The organism is Pseudoalteromonas byunsanensis (assembly GCF_001854475.1).
GTDB classification, from domain to species: domain Bacteria; phylum Pseudomonadota; class Gammaproteobacteria; order Enterobacterales; family Alteromonadaceae; genus Pseudoalteromonas; species Pseudoalteromonas byunsanensis.
The window spans coordinates 245861-264986 of the sequence record NZ_MNAN01000026.1 but is presented as its reverse complement, the minus strand read 5'-3'; the positions used below and the strand labels follow the sequence as shown (position 1 = coordinate 264986).

Below are 19126 nucleotides of genomic sequence, written 5' to 3'. Positions count from 1 at the left end.
GATTTTTCATAGATATTTCTTGTTTTTAATTTGCTATACCAGTTTGACTTAGGTATAAAAACTCCATTCTCGATACCATAGCAGTCAAATAGGACAGAATTATGTCAATGAAATTAGCATTCATCGGATTAGGTGTAATGGGCTACCCAATGGCTGGCCATTTATCAAATGCGGGTCATCAAGTATGTGTGTATAACCGTACGACAGCAAAAGCGCAGGACTGGGCAAAGCAATATGCTGGTGAGCACGCAACTACGCCAGCGCTTGCGGCCAAAGATGCCGACATTGTATTTTTGTGTGTCGGTAACGATGATGATTTACGTTCGGTTGTTTACGGTGAGTCGGGTGTATTAGCTGGCATGAATGCTGGTACGATTCTGGTGGATCACACAACGACATCCGCTAAAGTGGCAATTGAAATTGCAAACAAAGCTGCTGAGCAAGGGGTTGCCTTTTTAGATGCGCCAGTATCAGGTGGTCAAGCTGGAGCTGAAAATGGTGTCCTCACTGTTATGGTTGGTGGAGAGCAAGCAACATTTGAGCGCATACAGCCTGTCATGTCAGCGTACAGCCGCTTCTCTCAGTTACTTGGTAAAGTAGGTAGCGGGCAAACTTGCAAAATGGTGAATCAAATTTGTATTGCGGGTGTTGTGCAAGGGTTAGCTGAAGGTCTGCACTTTGCAAAACAAGCCGGACTGGATGGCGAAAAAGTCATTGAGACTATCTCAAAAGGGGCCGCTGGCTCTTGGCAAATGGAAAACCGCTACAAAACCATGTTGGCCGGTGAATATGAGTTTGGTTTTGCAGTAGATTGGATGCGTAAAGATTTGGGCATAGCTCTTGATGAAGCGCGCAACAATGGTGCCTCTTTGCCACTTACTGCAATGGTTGATCAATACTATGCAGACGTGCAAGCGCTTGGTGGGGGTCGCTTTGACACCTCAAGTTTGTTAGCACGTTTGGATGCTATTCACGACAAAAAGTAATTTGCGTCGTTAATTAGTAAAAATAAAAATGCCGAACAATTGTTCGGCATTTTTATGGGTAAGTTATAAGCTCTGTGCGTAATGGTAGAGGGCTTTTAAAATGGTTAGGTTTTTCTCGTTGCCTTCGTTTTCATGCACTAAGTTCTCTAACGTCAGCATAAAGTCTTCAGCACTAATAGATGGGTTATCTTCACCATGCATTAGTTTGTTTTGACAATATTTTCGCCACATATCAAGCTCATGAGGGCTGAGCGTTTCTGGCCAGTTACGAGCGCGATAGCGAAATAGCATGGGTACAAACTTGGCGTCTTCAAAACTTAAATTTAAAGAGCCAAGTGCTTGTGGTTGGGCTTCGCGAATAATGGCAAACTTAGCCTTATCAGCCTTGCTGATAAAACCATTGTATAGCTGATAATCAGGATTGGTTGTGCTGCTAAAGTCGCCTTGCTCAGCAAACACCTGCGCGACTTTATCTCTAAGTTCAGGGTGCGCTTTAAGAATTTTTAAGTGCTCGAGACATTGCTCTCTGTCTATGCCCAAACGAGCCGCATTCTCAGGGAGTAAAGTTTTTGCTGGCGCTAAAATAGGGCACTTATTAACGTGTATAAGTTTCAACCCGGCAGGTAATTCTCCTTCGGCCAAATCACTGTGTTTGGTATACAGCCGCTCGCGAAGCTGCTCAACTGACAGGTCTAACAAAACTTGAGGGTTATGAGTTAAATTAAAGCAAACCACAGCGTTTTTATTCACTGGATGGAAGCTCATAGGCGCAACCCATGTTGTGCAGCCTTGCGTTGCAGGAATGCGAGAAGAGGTGTGTACCAAAGGTTGCATGTTGTACACATCAATCATATCAAGCAGCGCTTTTTTGTGGCGTAAGCCAAAGAAAAATTGATATAACTTAGGCTGCTTTTCTTTAATGAGCTTTGCCAGTGCAATGGTTGCAGTTACGTCACTTAGAGCGTCATGGGCCGCACTATGCTCTATACCATTGGCAACCGTTAAATGTTCAAGTTTAAAGCTTGGTGAGCCATCTTCTTTTAGTGGCCACTCTATGCCTTCAGGGCGCAATGCATAACAGGCGCGCACCAAATCAATAATATCCCAGCGGCTATTACCATTTTGCCACTCACGCTCATACGGATCGTAAAAGTTACGATATAAGCTGTAACGTGTTACTTCATCGTCAAAGCGAACACTGTTGTATCCTGCAACACAGGTATCTGGGCGACTAAATTGTGCATGAATCTTTGCCATAAACTCGGCTTCAATTAGGCCATGCTTTAACGCGTGTTGCGGTGTAATACCTGTGATCAAGCAGGCTTCAGGATGAGGTAAATAATCAGGCGCGGGCTTACAGTATTCAATAAGCGGATCACCTATGATATTCAAATCAAGGTCTGTGCGAATACCTGCAAACTGGCTCGGGCGATCTTTTTGCGGTGACGCCCCCCAAGTTTCGAAGTCATACCAATAAATAGTAGGGCCAGTTAGGTTTTGTTCTTGTGTTGCCATATAGGGCTTTAACCTTTCGCGTTCATTATGTTAAGTCAGCTTTTCTTTGTTATTAACTAACTGTATTAGCAAAACATCAGCATCTATTGTCGCATAATGTAGGGGGAGGGGTAAAACGTAATGTGCTTGTTAGGCACACCTAGTAGATACTCAGCGTAATTTGTAAAAGAGGCACTATGAATGTGAGTATGTCTGCACGAGCGCAGCTTCTCTCCATGGGTGAGGTTAGAGCAAACCGTACTATTTCTGAGCAAGGCTCGTTTGTGCATGCTGGTGAAAATCAAAGCTTGTTTAATATATTGTCATCGAATGTTTTACTGCCAACTATTCTTCTTTTCGTATGGACCTATATAGAGTTTAGGATGTAAGGACATTGGGATAGTTGGTTTAGAAGCACTGCGTATGGTAACTTGTTTAAATAGTTACTTTTGTGGCGCAGCTCGATTAACAAGAGTGACATTTTCCTGTTTGGGGGCACTTCTTCACCGGTTCATCGGTGATCTCATCTTTAATTGATAAAATACCCAGATAAACCCATCAAAATAACGATAAAATGAAGCTTTTTTTAATAAAGCCAAGACTATTGAAGCGAAAAAGCAGATAATTGGCGCCATTAGATTTTAATGAACGACGTACCAGTGTTTAAAGCTTTGAGCGCGTCAGCAAGAAAACATGGGATCCTGTAATGGAAATTAAAGTAGATTTTCTCGACAACCTGAGATTAGAAGCTAAGTTTGACGACTTTTCAGTTATTGCCGACCAACCTATTCGCTACAAAGGTGATGGCTCTGCGCCGAGCCCATTTGATTACTTTTTAGCGTCGTCTGCGTTATGTGCCGCTTATTTTGTTAAGGTGTATTGTAATGCCCGTGAGATCCCGACTGAGGGGATTAGACTTTCTCAAAATAACATTGTTGATCCTGAAAATCGTTACAATCAAATATTTCAGATCCAAGTTGAGTTACCAGAAAATATCTCTGATAAAGACCGCGAGGGTATTTTACGTTCGATTGACCGTTGTACGGTCAAAAAAGTGGTGCAAACTGGCCCTGAGTTTAAAATCGAGACTGTTGAGAGCTTAGACGAAGACGCACAAGCTATGTTGATGACTACGCCTGATGGTGCATCAACAACATTTATTGAAGGTAAAGACTTACCACTTGAGCAAACCATTGCCAATATGACGAGCATTTTGGCTGATCTTGGTATGAAGATCGAGATCTCATCTTGGCGTAATATCGTACCAAATGTGTGGTCACTACATATTAGAGATGCCGCTTCACCAATGTGCTTTACCAATGGTAAAGGTGCAACAAAAGAAAGTGCACTATGTTCGGCCCTTGGTGAATTTATTGAGCGCTTAAACTGCAACTTCTTTTATAACGATCAATTCTTAGGTCAAGATATTGCAAATAGTGAGTTTGTACACTATCCAAACGAAAAATGGTTCAAATTAACCGACGATGATTCGTTGCCAGAGGGTATTTTAGATCAATACTGTCGTGAAATTTATGACCCTGAGGGTGAGTTGCGCGGTTCGCATTTAATTGATACTAACTCGGGTAATACAGAGCGAGGTATTTGTTCTATACCTTACACGCGTCACTCTGATGGTGAAACGGTTTACTTCCCATCAAATTTAATTGAAAACTTGTTTTTAAGCAACGGTATGAGTGCGGGTAACAACTTTAACGAAGCTAAGGTACAGTGTTTGTCTGAGATATTTGAGCGTGCAGTTAAACGCCAAATAATCGAGCAAGAAATTGTGCTGCCAGATGTACCAGCCGACGTATTAAATAAATTCCCAAACATTGTTGCTGGCATTAAAGGATTAGAAGAACAAGGCTTCCCTGTGGTGGTTAAAGACGCCTCTCTAGGTGGGCAATTTCCGGTAATGTGTGTAACGCTCATGAACCCAAAAACAGGTGGGGTATTTGCTTCGTTTGGTGCACACCCAAGTTTTGAAGTGGCATTAGAGCGCAGCCTAACTGAGCTACTGCAAGGCAGAAGTTTTGAAGGGTTAAACGATGTGCCTAAGCCGACTTTTAATAGCATGGCAGTATCAGAGCCTGAAAACTTTGTAGAGCACTTTATTGATTCAACCGGTGTGATCTCATGGCGTTTTTTCAGTGCAAAACATGCTTATGAGTTCTGTGAGTGGGACTTTTCAGGTAGCAATGAACAAGAATGTGAAACACTGTTTGGTATTTTAAAGGACCTAGGTAAAGAATGTTATGTGGCTGAGTTTTCAGACTTAGGTACGGCGTGTCGAATTTTGGTGCCTGATTACTCGGAAGTCTATCCTGTAGAAGACTTGATTTGGGACAATACCAACAAAGCTCTACAATATCGCTCTGACATCCTAAACCTTCATGCTTTGAACGACGACCAGCTGGTCAGTTTGGTTGAGCGTTTAGAAGAAAGCCAGCTTGATAACTACATTGACATTATTACCCTCATTGGTGTTGAATTCGATGAAAACACGGTTTGGGGTCAATTGACCATTCTTGAACTTAAGATTCTGATTTATCTAGCACTGGGTGAGCTTGAAGACGCCATTGATTTAGTTGAATCTTTCTTACAATACAACGACAACACTGTACAAAGAGGACTGTTTTATCAAGCGGTTCATGCAGTGCTTGAGGTTGTATTAGATGAAGAGCTTGAGCTTGAAGACTTTATCGCAAACTTTGAACGCATGTTTACCAAGGAAGTAATGGACAATGTTGTGGGCTCGGTAAATGGTGAGGTTCGCTTCTTCGGTCTAACGCCAACTAATATGAACTTAGGCGGTTTAGATAAGCACCAAAGACTTATCGACAGCTATAAAAAGCTACATCAGGCGCGCGCTGCAAAAGTCAAAGCTTAGTTTTCTAGAATCAATACATGAGCCCGTTGTTAACTACTTCGGGCTTTTTTATGTGAAAATAAATACCGTTAGCCAACCAATGAACTCATTGAGTCACAATGATATGACTGACGTTTAACAGATAATCTCCGCAAAAATTATACCCTTGCTAACAAGATCACAACGCTGCGTTATACTTAAAAGAAAGTACAGCGGTAATTCCAGACGATGAAATCTCTTAGTTGGGCTGTATTAGGGATGATTTCGGCATGTTGTGGCGCGTATGTGCCAGATAAAATAGATATATATACAGAGCACTTTCCGCCATATCAGTTTTTGGGTGATCGCGGTGAGGTCGTTGGCAGAGCAACGATGATGGTTAAACTGCTAATGGTTCAGGCACAAATTGACTATCAAATCCATGTATTACCTTGGTACAGGGCTGTTCAACAAGCTAATGAGTCTAACACGGCACTTTTATACTCCTTGGCACGCTCAACTGAAAGAGAACAACACTATCAATGGATAATGCCACTGTGTGAATTAAAAGTTGGCTTTTATCAGCGCTCGGGCAGTGTAAAACCCGTTCCACATTATTCGCTGAATAACCTAAAACATTACATTATCGGTGTAGGAACAGGCCAACCTTCAGAGCAATTTTTACAAAGTGAGGGGTTTGATAAATCAAATTTGGTGTCATTAAGTAATTTAAACCAAGCAGGAGGTCTACTGGAAAAAGGTAGAATAGATTTTTTGTTTGGGGCGCAAAGTTTTGTAGAACAAATGGCACAGGCGATGGGGACAGAGCATACATGGAAGATGGTTTTAAATGTTCCCAAACTCAGTGCTCAACTGTATTTAGCTGCACATAAAAATGCACCTAAAAGCTATGTGGAAAAATTAAAAGAAGCCGCACAAAATGTACAAAGTGCCCATTTGAATAGAATTACAACGTGTCATAATAGTCAGTATATTCAATAGGGCACTTAGATTGTGTGAAGTTTGAACAGATATAAAATTAATTTATAGGGTCAAACATGCAAGCAGAACTCTCTTTAAACACAACTCAAGCCCCGTGCGCTGAGCAACAGAAATTCGCTTTGGTTGCTGAGGGTGGCGGGCAAAAAGGTATCTTTACCGCAGGCGTATTAGATGCTTTTATCGAACATGATTTTTGGCCATTCCATTTAAAAGTCGGCGTCTCTGCTGGGGCACAAAACTTAGCTGCCTATTCAGCTCGTGCACGACAATGTGCCAGAAATGCGATACAAGAGCTAACAACAGCAGAAACCTTTTTTAAGCCTAGTAAGTTTTTTACTGGTGGTAAAGTTATTGATTTAGATTGGTATTTTTCGCAGGTTAATCATTCGCCTAAGTTAAAGGTGATCACCAATCCTAGTTACTTGGCTAAAGACAATTACTTTTACGCTGTTGCTACCGATGCGGAAACTCTCGAGGCGACCTATCTTCATACGTGGCATGACAACTTGTTGGAACACTTAAAAGCATCAAGTGCAATTCCATTTCTATATCAAGGAGGGGTCAATATCGCGGGACGCTCTTATATGGATGGCGGTGTAGCGGATCCATTACCGGTAGAGTGGGCTTACAAGCAGGGGGCTAGAAAAATCCTAGTGATCCGAACATTTGAGCAACATCACAATGGCGCAATGCCAATACTTGATAGGTTAAAGCCGGTAATGAGTCGACTTAAACAGTCTAAACGTATGCTTGATTTGTATCACTATCACCAAAGCAGGTACTCGCAAGCGTTGGAGTTTATTAACAATCCTCCCAGTGATCTAGAGATTATTCAAATCGCGCCAAATGGACCTCTACAAAGTATGGTACTGGGGTCATCAGTGTCAGTATTGCAGCATGATTATCTGTTAGGCCTACAGCAAGGGAAAAACTTTTTGCATCGTTGGCACCATGAGTTTTAGTGGCGAATAAAGTGAAATATTTACTTTTAACTTTATAGTTACTCTTTGCTAAATTCCCATTTGGTAAGGCGGGAAATTTTCCTTTATTAGGTAATCATTGTTAACAATAAAGGTACTTAATTTCGTTTTATGAGATACTTCGAGTATTTGTTCTAGTCCTAAATAGTGCAACGTGAAAATTATAAGTGAATGTAAATTATATATTTATTGTATTTTTATGACGGATTCATTAACAATTCTTTACAAAGCGTTGTAGCTAGCTATGTTAATTATTTTATTTTTTGATACATTTCATTACGAAAATAATAACAAGCATGGATTATTCCAATGAAGAAAGTAACCACCAATAAAGCACTATTTGCTACTACGATGTTATCGCTAGCGGTATCTGCATCATTACAGGCATCTCCACTTAAACTTGCTGCTGACAAAGCAGAGTCTCCATTACCTAAGCGCTATATCATTAAATATAAAAACAATGACATCGCAATGGCGTCAGGAATGGGAACTATGGCTGTTGAGCACATGCCTCAAACAGCTGCTAATCGTATGGCGACGCTAGGCATTCAAAATGCGAAGTTTAAAGCAAGTCTGAACGCTGTTGTAGCACAGTTAAGCGAAGCTCAATTAGCTGCATTGGGTGCGGATAGTCAGGTTGAATATGTTGAAGAAGATTTACCTCGTCGCCTATTACAAACTCAACCATACGGTATTGCAATGGTTCAGGCTGATTTAGTCGATGACTCGGTTGCTTCTGCTGCCAACGGTGGTAAGAAAATCTGTGTTATCGATTCGGGTCTTGACCTTCCTCATGAAGATATGGGTGTACGTGGCGATACTATCTCAGGTACAAGTGATTCAGGAACAGGTAACTGGTACGATCATGGTGGTCCACACGGTACTCACGTAGCGGGTACAATCGCTGCATTGAATAACGGTATTGGTGTACGCGGTGTTATCGGTACAGATCCTTCGATGCATATCATCAAAGTATTTAACGATGATGGTTGGGGTTATTCTTCAGAGTTAGTTGATGCAATCAACAAGTGTCAGGCCGCAGGTTCTGATGTTGTAAACATGAGTTTAGGTGGTGAAGGTTCAAGCATCACTGAACGTAACGGTATTCAAGCTGCAGCAGATGCAGGTATGTTACTTATCGCGGCGGCGGGTAATGACGGTGTACCAACAAATACAACTGACGTAGAAAGCTATCCAGCATCTTACGACTCCGTAATGTCAGTTGCGGCAATTGATAATAATAAAGACCTAGCTGACTTCTCGCAAAAGAACAGCCAAGTAGAGATTGCAGCTCCAGGTGTTGACGTAAATTCGGCTTACCCAGAAGGCTTAGGCTCAGTTGTTTCTCTTAGCGTTGCAGGTCAGTCTTATGACTCAAACGGTATGGAAAACCAAGGTAATGCAAATGCGCCGCTTTATAACTTTGCAACAGGTGAAGCTGTCGATACAGGCGCAAGCGGTAAAGTATGTTTGATCGAACGTGGTAACATTTCTTTCCATGATAAAGTGAAAAACTGTGAAGACAGCGGTGGTGTTGGTGCAATTATTTACAACAACGCCTCTGGTGCATTCGGTGGTACTTTAGGTGACACTAACCAAACTACCATTCCAGCAGTGACTGTAACTGATACTGACGGCGCACAAATGCTTAACAACATTGGCATGACAGCATCAGTAAATCTAGACCCTAGCAACTATGGCCTGATGAGCGGTACTTCAATGGCGTCACCTCATGTTGCAGGTGTAGCAGCGTTGGTATGGAGTCACCATCCAAGTTGTACAGCACAGCAGATCCGTACTGTGTTAACTGCAACTGCACAAGACTTAGGTGCAGCTGGTCGTGACGTTAAATTCGGTTACGGCCTAGTGCAAACTAAAGCCGCTATCGATTATATCACTGAAAAGGGTTGTGCTGGTGACGGTGGTCCTGTAACAGGTAATGAACTTGAGAATGGCGTAGCAAAAACTGGTCTTTCAGGTTCTAAAGGCGAAGAGCTACTTTACACCTTTGAAGTACCAGCGGGTGCTACAGATGTTAAAGTAAATATGAGTGGTGGCACAGGCGACGCTGACTTGTACGTACAGTTCGGTTCTAAGCCTAGCGATTCAAACTACGAGTGTCGTCCTTATGCTGGTGGCAACAATGAAAGCTGTTCATTGACTCAATCTGGCGGTACTTACCATGTTATGGTTAAAGGTTACAGCGCATTCTCTGGTGTATCACTGGTAGCTAGCTATACAGATGGTGACACAACTACACCTGGTGCTGAGCCTATCAGCCTAGTTGAAAGTAACATCAGCGTTGCACGTAGAAGCTGGACACGTTACACACTAGACTTAGTAGATGGCTATGCTGACCTTAATGTGGCAATCTCAGGTGGTAGCGGTGATGCTGACCTATATGTAACTCACGGCGCTCAGTCAACGACTTCAAACTATGATTGTCGTCCTTATGAGAGCGGTAATAATGAGTCATGTGACTTCCAAAACCCACAGTCTGGCACTTGGTACATCGACCTATACGGGTACTCAGCAGCAAGTGGTGTAACACTGACTGTTACTGCAACACCGAAATAATTATTTAATTAACCTTAACAAAGGTCGCCTTGTGCGACCTTTTTTATTGTTTGATAAATATGATTCTCAACATAGAACTGAAGAAAGAGTAGTTTGTTATATCAAAATAATGGTTTGATGTTAGTTTGGTATTTTTAAGTTGGGATATAAAAGTTGCATATATAGGAACAAAGTGTTCTAAAAACATCCAAAATATAGGGTTTCAATTATTGATATAGTGTGTTTTTGGTGTTAAAAATATGTTTCCATTAAACCGTAATAGGAACACAACATGTATCGATTTACAAAACTCGCGTTAGCGCCCTTAGCCTTAATATCCTCTTTGAGCTATTCAGCAATTCCATATAAAGACCATCATTATAGTTATACACAGCCTAATGGCGAAGTGGTAAACATTAGTCTAGATGGTAATGACTACTTTGCGTTACAGCGTTCGGCTGATGGTCGTTTAGTCGTGTTTGATGAAAACCTTAATGGTTTAGCCTATGCCAACGTTTCTGACGATGGAGAAGAGCTACTTTCTACAGGTGTACTTGTCAGTAATAAACTTACCAAAGCGGTGTCTATCCGTTCTGCGAAGCGTAGTTTAAGTTCAAAAGCAATTGCTAGAAAAGTCGAATCGGCTAAACGTAGAATGCTTGGTCAAGGATTACAAACGTCAGATGAACTGATGCAGACCCACAGTGAAGTGGCTACACAAGATGATTTTGCGACTCAATCGAGTGGGAATATCAAGGGCTTGACTATTATTATAGACTTTCCTGATCATGCGGGCACTATTAGCAAACAGCAAGTTGAGTCATTTTTGAATGATTTAGACTATCAGGATTTCGGTAACGCTCAGTCTGTTAGAGGATATTTTAGAAGCGTCTCTGGTGGTAAGCTGGATTATACCAACACAGTAACTGCGTACTACACCGCGAAGAAAAACAAATCCTATTACACAGATGACAGATATACCTCTACCGTTCGTTCACAAGAGCTTATCAAAGAAGCGCTGAACTGGCTTGAAAATACACAGGGTTTTGATTTTTCATCATTGTCAGTAAATGGTAACCGTCAAATTAAAGGTCTTAACATTTTCTATGCTGGTAACTCAGATAGTAGCTGGTCGAAAGGTTTATGGCCTCATATGGCAACCTTGAGTCCGAGGTTTTGTGCTGACGGGGTATGTACTGACCGTTACCAAATCACTGATATGAGAGACAGTTTAGCGATCGGCACATTTGTGCATGAATCAGGTCATTTAATCACAAACTGGCCAGATCTATATGATTATGATGGCAGCTCTCAGGGGTCTGTTGCCAGTTTTGGTGTAATGGGATTCGGCGCAATCGGTGAAACAAACAAATATAGACCAACGCCGCCGGTTGCACATTTTAGAAATTTGGCTGGCTGGGATACCGTTACAGAGCTGAATCCTGCGATCAATGCCAATGCACCTAAGGGAACGTTGACTCATACATCAGGCAGTAATGCGTCGTATAAATGGACCAACCCTAGTAACCGAAATGAGGCTTTTTATATTGAGACAATTCATCGCTCAGGTCAAAACTTGGAGCAATTGGATGAAGGTCTAGCTATTTGGCATGTTGATAGTGCAGGAAACAACTCAGACGAATGGCATCCTTACGTGCAAATGGAGCATGCAGATGGTAATCGCGATCCTGAAAACAAAGTAAACCGAGGAGACAGTAACGACCTATATAACGTCGCTGGCGAGTTTTCATCGACTTACCCAAATAGCTTAAGCAGTCGTGGTACAAATGCACTTTGGTGGAATGGCAACGATTCTGGCTTGTCTATCAGTAATATCAGCGATGTTGCACAAACTATGTCGTTTGAAATTGGCCAAACAACGCCACCAGATAGAGAAGTGTACACCGGTTACTTGGCAAATGGTCAACAAGCAATCGTGCCAAATGGCACTTGGTTCCAATATGCAGGTGGCACGTTGGATATGACTTTAGAAGGACCTAGTAACGCCGATTTTGATTTAAAACTAGAAGTTTGGCAGGGCGGACGTTGGGTGCAAGCTGCTATTTCTGAATCGCCAACATCCAATGAATCTATCACATACCAAGCATCGAGCGGATACTATCGTATTACTGTATATTCATACTCGGGCGCTGGTAACTACAGCTTATCTTTGGGTAAATAATACAGAGTCACAAAAAGCATAATGTGTGCGTTACGTTACAACGTGCACATTGTGCATTTTGTAAATTTTAGGAGATTAAAGTGTAAGAGTGGTACAACCGAGTGGATTCGAACCACCGACCCCTACCATGTCAAGGTAGTGCTCTAACCAACTGAGCTACGGTTGTATTGAAGATTTGGTACGACCGAGTGGATTCGAACCACCGACCCCCACCATGTCAAGGTGGTGCTCTAACCAACTGAGCTACGGTCGTACTACATTGCAAGGCAACGGCGGCTAATATATAGCGACTCGGCAATCGGATCAAGCGCGTTTGCTAAATTTTTGTTTGTTTGCAGTTTTTTTGTGCATCAAGGCTGTATTTTGCACGTTTTGTAGAAACCTTGCCACCACCTAACATGTTCAACTGTACTTCGCTTTAGTTGTTGATAATAAGATTGCGGGTGTTCAACATCAAATAATGAAGTTAATTCATCACTTGTTTGCCAAAGTATGTATAGATGCGGTGAGGTATTTTGTAACATGTTGGCTAACTTAGATTGATAGGCTTGCAATTGAGACAAGTAAAAGCGATTAAATACATTGCTCAAGATGGTTGCTTGTTGAAGGTTTCTACCAGGTTTGCATAGTTCGTTGCTGATATCTAACGAGTGAAGCCAAGTTGTGGTCGCTTGATTTAACACTATCTGTTTGCGTACTGAGTTGATTAATCGCGAAACAAAATAGTTGTTGTTGAGTTTTGCTAATGAGCGAGTGAGCTCATCTGGCTCGTCTAATTGATTAATGTCTAATTCATCTGAGCGTATTTTCAGGTAAGCATTTGCAAGCTGGGTAAGGGCTTCTAGTGACTCACTCATAGCATCTTTGTGATCTTCCAGACCAATTTCTTGACTGCTTAGTAAAGACATTTTTGCCAATTCTCTTTCATGGAAAATCATACGTTCGAAATATTGCGGTAGTTGAGCCTTTTTTTCGTTTAATGCGTCATCAAGCTTGGTTCTTAGTGCGGGTTTTAAGGCCGGTGAATCAGCAAGACAGCTTTGTGTTTGCTTGATAAATCTTATTGTATATTTTAATTGCTCACTGGGCTGTCTGACTTTTCCGAGTTGATTATTGTTCTGGGCAATAGTGTTCATGAGTTTGCAGTGGTCTAAACTGGCAAGCTCTAAAAATGAAATGGTTGCTTTTGAAACCGGTTTATCCAAACTTGGTGTTTCAAGAGGTTTCAGAGTAACATTCTGGCTTGGTGCTGTTTTATCAACAACATTAGCCAACCTTTGTTGATATTCGTTGTAGATTTCACTGGGTGCGGGCGTACAGCCCGCAGCCAATATTAAGCTACTGATTATCAGACAAAATATACGCAAGACGAGCCCTCACACTGAGTAATAAAAATATCGCTGCGACAGTTAAACCGACGATGATCCCAATCCAAAAACCGATAGGTCCCATCGCTGGTACGATTAAGTTTGTTTTCGCAAGTATATAGCCAAGGGAAAAGCCAACCAGCCAATAAGACACAAATGTAATATAAGTAATTGGTTTTGTGTATTTTAGACCACGTAATACACCATGTGCAGCTACTTGCAATGCATCTGGTAACTGATAAATACAGGCCAAAACTATGATACTAGATGCCAACAACGCAACATCCTCATTATTAGTGTATAACCAAGCAATGCTATCTCTGCCAATCAGGGTGATGAGGGCGACAAACACAGAGATCATCGCTGCCAAGCAGAAACTTGTAAAAATAGCTGTTTTTAGTTGCTCATGTGCCTGTTGCCCAGCTAAGTTTCCAATACGTATCGCTATTGCCATTGATAAACTTAGAGGCATCATAAACAGTATGGCGGTAACATTGGCCGCAATTTGATGCCCGGACACGGCAATTGCACCTAAGTCAGCTATAAACAAAGGGATACAGGCAAAAAGAGTCACCTCAAAAAAAGTCGCAAGACAAATAGGGATGCCAAGCTTGGCGAGGTAACTGATCCCTGAAAATTGTGGCTTAGTAAAGTCACTAAGTAATGAAAGCGTACGCATCGTTTTACTACGATTGCAATAGACCCATTGTGAAATCGCCATAGCCCAGAATACCAAGGTGGTTGCTAGACCGCAGCCGGCACTGCCGTATGCTGGCATACCAAGTTTTCCATAAATGAATACATAGTTTGCAAACACGTTTACGATAAGACCTACAATACTGATATAAAACGCAGGCTTGGTGAACCCAACTCCCTCTGTAACATTACGATATATAGAAAAGAGTAAGAACCCCAACACTCCCCACTTAACGAAGTCAATGTATTGCTGTGATAGCGATGTGATAGATGCACTGGTTCCTAGGCGCTCAAATATTAGTGGGGTAAATTCGGCTAACACAAACCCTACAGAAGTAAGTAAGATGGCCAAGTAAATGCTTTGCTGGAAATAGTACTTTATGCCACTGCTATCATTTGCTCCATGACAGTGAGCGACGATACCAGTAAGTGCAAGTATTAGACCTTGAAGAGAAAATGTTAGCGGGTTCCAAACCCCTGTTGCAATAGAAAGCGCAGCCAAATCATTAGCACTTACCTGGCCTGCCATCATGGTATCAACCACAGACATCAAGATAAGCGTAATTTGTGCAAAAAATACGGGGGTTGCAAGTTGTAAAAGGCGCTTACTTTCCCAGTGACTAAACTTCATCATTATCACCGATAAAAATACTATTGTAACCAATAGTGCTTGTTTATAGCGAGCGAACAAGATGAATTTGATTAAAAACTGCTGCTTTGTATCAAAGGGATGCTTCTGAGAGTCTCATTAATGCTGTATGATATTGGCGATTTTAAATGTAAAGGTCGGTTATGTTTACAGGTATTGTACAAACGCAAGCTACGGTAATTAGTACAGCACAAAAAGAAGGTGTGCTGCGGTTGGGGATATCTGTTGGCATTGAATATTTAACACATCTAGATATAGGCGCGAGTATCGCGATTAACGGCTGTTGCCTCACTGTTGTGAAATACGAAATTCATCGACAGGACGTGGTCGGTCAGGTTTATTTTGATGTGATCGACGAAACATTAAAATTAACTAACTTGGGCTCTTTAAGAAGAGGAGCAAGGGTTAACTACGAACGTTCCGTTACATTTGGCACTGAAATCGGCGGTCATATCGTATCTGGTCACGTACATTGTACAGCTTTAGCACAGCGCATTATCAATGATGAAGATAATTGTAAGATATACCTGCAATTACCAGAACAATGGATGAAATTCATTCTATACAAAGGCTTTATTTGTGTTAACGGCGCGAGCTTAACGGTGGGCGCAATAGATGATGAAGGCTTTTGGCTGCATTTGATCCCTGAAACTCTAAACATTACAAATTTGGGACGCTTGCGTGAAGGGAATAGGGTAAATATTGAAGTTGACCAGCAAACTTATACCATAGTCTCAACGGTTGAGAACTATCTACGTAAACAGAACAGCAAATAGCGCATCTGGCACACACATAGTTGCCTCATGTTTATTGAAAAAGAGTCAAACTAGAATATTTGCTCGTCATCACTGTCTATATGCAGTTCTAATTTGTTTCTTGACTGATCTATATGCATATTAAAATGAATTGAATTACAACAAGCTGCACAATCTTCATAAAAGTCTTGGTCACCCTCGCTGGCATCAAGGCTCACATAAACATGATGACCACAATGTGGGCATGTAATTCTTTGTTCATATAGCGCTTTCATTTAGCTCTCCAAAAGGCAAATGCCTATCGCCATTGTACTTGCTTAATTATAGCAGCAATTGCAATGATGAAAGCTTTATTACTGCTATTTTAATATTTCATTTACTCTCGTTTGCACCTGGTTTAAATAGTCTCCGGCGTACAAGTTGGCGTGTAACAATAAAGGATAAAGTTGATAAATTGGACGTCTTATTTCATAGCCCGCAGCTAACTCAAAAACATCTTGATACGCCTCATAAAATGACTCGGGTAGAGGGGCGAATAGCTCGCTCATAGCAAGATCAACTTCTCTATCTCCGTAATAGCAAGCGGGGTTATCAACACAAGGTTTGCCATCACTGAAATAGATATTACCTTTCCAAAAATTGCCATGTAGAAGTGATGGTTTACTGTGGTGTGGTAAGAGTGACTTGATGGTAATAACAAAATCGTCAATATCGACAAACTCAATGCCTTTTTCTTTGAGAAGCTGAAGTTGCCAACCGATGCGCTCTTCAGCAAAAAAAGTCTCCCATTTCTTATGCCATTGATTAGGTTGAATGAGATGATGAATATAGCTGTCTTGCTCTAAACCAAACATTTCTTGTTCGAATCTGTTATGCATTTTGGCCAACAATACGCCGCACTCTTGCCAGTTTTCTTGTTCACTTTGCTTAGGAATAACTTCGAGTACCATAAAGCAGAATTCTAATGTTGTGCCAATGGTTACGGTATCCGCGACCAAAAAGTCACTATCCCTAATCAGTAGGTCTCGCACCTTTGATTCAGACTCAAACCGCTCTAAGGCGCTAAGCAAATCAACTTTGACGATGTATCTGTGCTCGTCGTTGGCAATATAAAATCGCTTTTCATTGTCACAACCACGAAGCTGCTCTTTGTAGTTAAATGCAAAGGGTTGATGTAATGCTTCAGATATTTGTTGATTAACGGCGTTCCACATCGCAGACATCCTGAACAGAAAAACATATCTTAATCAAACTATGGTTGAAATATGGGGGATCTCAACTGTTAGTGAAGAATAATATGGTTTTTTACTGCCTGACATCATTAAAGAAAGTTGTACAGCGCTATATTTTGTTGGGCGTAGAGTATAAAATGCTGCGGTTCGTTAATCAGGAGGTTGTAGTGAACAAAAGTTACATCACCAATTCACTTGCATTGCTTTTCGTTGTTATTGGCCACTTTTCATCGCTTCCCATTATTTTTTCAATAGGCATTTTTGCTTTGTCTGGCGCTATGACAAACTTGCTGGCGATCCACATGTTATTTGAAAAAGTACCTTTTTTGTATGGTTCTGGCGTTATTAAGCTCAAATTTCAGCACTTTAAAGAGTCAATTAGCGTACTTATTTTACAAGAGTTTTTCAGTCAAGAAAAAGTAGCTGCGCTGCTTGAAAAACAGCAAAACTCAATTGACTTAAGCCCAGTGATTAAAAAGGTTGATTTGAGTCCCGCTTTTGACAAACTCGTACAGGTTATCGAAGCCTCCCAATTCGGAGGTATGTTGGCGATGTTTGGTGGCAATGAAGCGCTTGAGCCAATGAAATCTTCATTTGTAGAAAAAATGCAAGATGCGTTAGTTGAAATTACAGAAGAAGACAAATTCAAAAAGTTGATGAGTGATGAACTAAGCAGTGGTCACAGTGCAGAAATGGTGTTTTCAACAATTGAAAATGCAGTGGAGCAACGTTTGGAAGAACTAACTCCAGATATGGTCAAAGAAATTGTTCAAAACATGATACGGACTCACTTAGGCTGGCTAGTGGTTTGGGGTGGTGTATTTGGTGGTTTATTTGGTTTAGCTGCTGCGTTGATGGCTTAGTTGAGAAGAACACTGTGCTATAGCGAAGCGAGCACAGTGCTCAAAGAAAGCATGTAACCATTATTTAGACCCAGAAACAACCAATACATCAGCATGTTGTGCTTTTGCAGATAAATCGTGGATCTCAGTGTGAGTTGTCAGGTCTAAATGTAGTAGTTTAGCGGTATTGCTCAACTCATGTTTTGACGTAAACTTTGTTGTAGATAGGCCGTTACAGGTGAGCTTGTTTTGCATTACTCTAACGCTAACATGATGTTCATCCATGGTTTTTCTCAAAGACAAAGTGTGGTTGCTGGCGATGGCCATGCATAAATCTGTTGCCAGAGAGTCGTCAGCTGCGACGAATTGTTTTGCTTGTACAGTTGTGACGAGCACAGTGCTTAACAAAGCGGTGCTACATAGGGTGGCTAGTTTGTTCATAGTATTTCTCCGTTCAAAGAATTTAAGTGCCTATTCAGTATTGACCATAACTCTGTGACGGGTTGTTAAGTAAACTCGCAACAATGTAAGTAAGTATTAAAATGTTGCAATTTCCAAGTAACGTTCAGAAATAAAAAGAAAAAATTGCAATTGTAAAAGAATTTTTAGCCGGGTCTTCTGGCGATTATTGGCGTTTACAATCTGTCTGTGCGCACATAATCAATGGTTTTCATTTTAGTGTTGAATGTAAAGAATATGAGAGTTTAATGACGGTAAATAACAACACACTCAAACATTACTATAAACAAGGATTTGCCAAACAAGTCAAGGATGCTAATCGTTGCTACTACTGCGGGTGTGAAGCAACTGACACTGATTACTGCCCGCCTTTAGAACATGCTGAGCTGGTGTTGGAGTTTTCTGAAAATGCTGACTTTATTAGTGTTCCCGCGTGTTATGAATGTTATGCAATGCTGCACAATGAGCGCGTGCTGACACTCGCAGAACGTGTTGACAAGCTGAAAACAAAGTTAGCGGGCAAATATGCCAAAGCCCTAAAAGTTTATCATATGTGGCATGAAGCAGAGCTCGATGAGATGAGCCCTGAATTTCAGCACAGCATCGCTGCAGGAATGAGCTTAGGAGGAGAGGCTGCCTCACGTTTGGCATTTGTACCATTTATCTTATCTAGTGAAGATGCAAGTGAGATTAAGCCAGCAGCGAAAGACTGCTTTATTGTTAATGAGCAAGAATTTACAAGTTTTGATGATGCCTTAAGTTACTGCTTCGATACATTTGGCGTGCAAAAAAGCCGTTTTTACGATTTACTAGTGAAAGAATGTGCAGGTGACTTTGACAAGGCTTTGAGCCAGTATCAACACAGATATAGTGCACCAAAGGTGCTAGATGTTGGTAAAGAAAAAATCAAAGCATTTGCTAAGCAGCATAAACAGAATTCAGATTTTGTCGCCAGAGCCACTGAGCGCTTGATGAAACAGGACGCAAAGTTAGACATCGACGCGGCGCTTGCTAAGCTTTATCGAGAGTACATTGCACGGTAGTGTAAAAAAACAAACATTCGTCGCGTATAAATGTA

The 19126-nt window shown here is 41.3% G+C and carries 16 protein-coding genes and 2 tRNA genes; 10 read left to right on the top strand and 8 right to left on the bottom strand.

Annotated features, from left to right (window positions below; genetic code table 11):
- Positions 1 to 101: 101 nt before the first annotated feature.
- Positions 102 to 986, top strand: coding sequence for an NAD(P)-dependent oxidoreductase (locus BIW53_RS04805; RefSeq protein ID WP_070990718.1), 885 nt, complete (start codon positions 102 to 104; stop codon positions 984 to 986).
- A 63-nt stretch (positions 987 to 1049) separates the two neighbouring features.
- Here BIW53_RS04805 and sbcB read toward each other — a convergent pair whose 3' ends face one another.
- Positions 1050 to 2501 carry an exodeoxyribonuclease I gene (gene sbcB / locus BIW53_RS04800; RefSeq protein WP_070990716.1) on the bottom strand — a complete coding sequence of 484 codons (1452 nt, stop codon included), beginning with the start codon at positions 2499 to 2501 and terminating at the stop codon, positions 1050 to 1052.
- Positions 2502 to 2677: 176 nt separating this feature from the next.
- Between sbcB and BIW53_RS04795 the strand changes: the two genes are divergently transcribed.
- From BIW53_RS04795 to BIW53_RS04770, 6 genes are all read left to right on the top strand, one after another.
- Positions 2678 to 2869: a hypothetical protein gene (locus BIW53_RS04795; protein ID WP_070990714.1), complete on the top strand. Its 192-nt coding sequence runs from the start codon at positions 2678 to 2680 to the stop codon at positions 2867 to 2869.
- Positions 2870 to 3186: 317 nt separating this feature from the next.
- Complete coding sequence (locus tag BIW53_RS04790) at positions 3187 to 5370, top strand: OsmC domain/YcaO domain-containing protein (RefSeq protein WP_070990713.1); 2184 nt, start codon at positions 3187 to 3189, stop codon at positions 5368 to 5370.
- 207 nt (positions 5371 to 5577) lie between these two features.
- Positions 5578 to 6330, top strand: coding sequence for a substrate-binding periplasmic protein (locus BIW53_RS04785; RefSeq protein ID WP_070990711.1), 753 nt, complete (start codon positions 5578 to 5580; stop codon positions 6328 to 6330).
- Between the two features lie 56 nt (positions 6331 to 6386).
- Positions 6387 to 7292 (top strand): patatin-like phospholipase family protein, encoded by a 906-nt coding sequence (locus BIW53_RS04780; protein ID WP_070990709.1) that lies wholly within the window; start codon positions 6387 to 6389, stop codon positions 7290 to 7292.
- Between the two features lie 327 nt (positions 7293 to 7619).
- Positions 7620 to 9887, top strand: a complete 2268-nt coding sequence (locus BIW53_RS04775) for a S8 family serine peptidase (protein WP_070990708.1) — start codon at positions 7620 to 7622, stop codon at positions 9885 to 9887.
- Positions 9888 to 10158: 271 nt separating this feature from the next.
- Positions 10159 to 12048, top strand: a complete 1890-nt coding sequence (locus BIW53_RS04770; protein ID WP_070990706.1) for a M6 family metalloprotease domain-containing protein — start codon at positions 10159 to 10161, stop codon at positions 12046 to 12048.
- Positions 12049 to 12137: 89 nt separating this feature from the next.
- Here BIW53_RS04770 and BIW53_RS04765 read toward each other — a convergent pair.
- From BIW53_RS04765 to BIW53_RS04750, 4 genes are all read right to left on the bottom strand, one after another.
- Positions 12138 to 12214: transfer RNA gene (locus tag BIW53_RS04765), tRNA-Val, on the bottom strand.
- A 10-nt stretch (positions 12215 to 12224) separates the two neighbouring features.
- Positions 12225 to 12301: transfer RNA gene (locus BIW53_RS04760), tRNA-Val, on the bottom strand.
- 97 nt (positions 12302 to 12398) lie between these two features.
- Positions 12399 to 13415: a DUF3080 family protein gene (locus BIW53_RS04755; protein ID WP_070990950.1), complete on the bottom strand. Its 1017-nt coding sequence runs from the start codon at positions 13413 to 13415 to the stop codon at positions 12399 to 12401.
- A complete protein-coding gene (locus BIW53_RS04750; RefSeq protein WP_070990704.1) occupies positions 13387 to 14742 on the bottom strand; it encodes an MATE family efflux transporter in 1356 nt (451 codons plus the stop codon). Before BIW53_RS04750 ends, BIW53_RS04755 begins: the two co-directional genes overlap by 29 nt.
- Before the next feature lie 161 nt (positions 14743 to 14903).
- On the opposite strand from BIW53_RS04750, the gene BIW53_RS04745 reads away from it, so the two are divergent.
- On the top strand, positions 14904 to 15536 hold the full coding sequence (locus BIW53_RS04745; RefSeq protein ID WP_070990702.1) for a riboflavin synthase: 633 nt from the start codon (positions 14904 to 14906) through the stop codon (positions 15534 to 15536).
- Between the two features lie 50 nt (positions 15537 to 15586).
- Here the strand turns inward: BIW53_RS04745 and BIW53_RS04740 are convergent, their stop codons facing one another.
- Positions 15587 to 15790 carry a CPXCG motif-containing cysteine-rich protein gene (locus tag BIW53_RS04740; RefSeq protein ID WP_070990701.1) on the bottom strand — a complete coding sequence of 68 codons (204 nt, stop codon included), beginning with the start codon at positions 15788 to 15790 and terminating at the stop codon, positions 15587 to 15589.
- Positions 15791 to 15874: 84 nt separating this feature from the next.
- Positions 15875 to 16729: a fructosamine kinase family protein gene (locus BIW53_RS04735; protein WP_070990699.1), complete on the bottom strand. Its 855-nt coding sequence runs from the start codon at positions 16727 to 16729 to the stop codon at positions 15875 to 15877.
- A gap of 185 nt (positions 16730 to 16914) precedes the next feature.
- Here BIW53_RS04735 and BIW53_RS04730 point away from each other — a divergent pair, with 185 nt between their 5' ends.
- Entirely contained in the window at positions 16915 to 17610 is a 696-nt protein-coding gene (locus tag BIW53_RS04730) for a DUF445 domain-containing protein (protein WP_070990949.1), read from the top strand.
- A 60-nt stretch (positions 17611 to 17670) separates the two neighbouring features.
- On the opposite strand, the gene BIW53_RS04725 is transcribed toward BIW53_RS04730, so the two are convergent.
- The gene (locus tag BIW53_RS04725; protein WP_070990698.1) at positions 17671 to 18030 is read right to left on the bottom strand and encodes a DUF3718 domain-containing protein; all 360 of its coding nucleotides are present in this window, start codon (positions 18028 to 18030) and stop codon (positions 17671 to 17673) included.
- Between the two features lie 266 nt (positions 18031 to 18296).
- Between BIW53_RS04725 and BIW53_RS04720 the strand changes: the two genes are divergently transcribed.
- The gene (locus BIW53_RS04720) at positions 18297 to 19091 is read left to right on the top strand and encodes a hypothetical protein (protein ID WP_070990697.1); all 795 of its coding nucleotides are present in this window, start codon (positions 18297 to 18299) and stop codon (positions 19089 to 19091) included.
- Positions 19092 to 19126 lie beyond the last annotated feature (35 nt).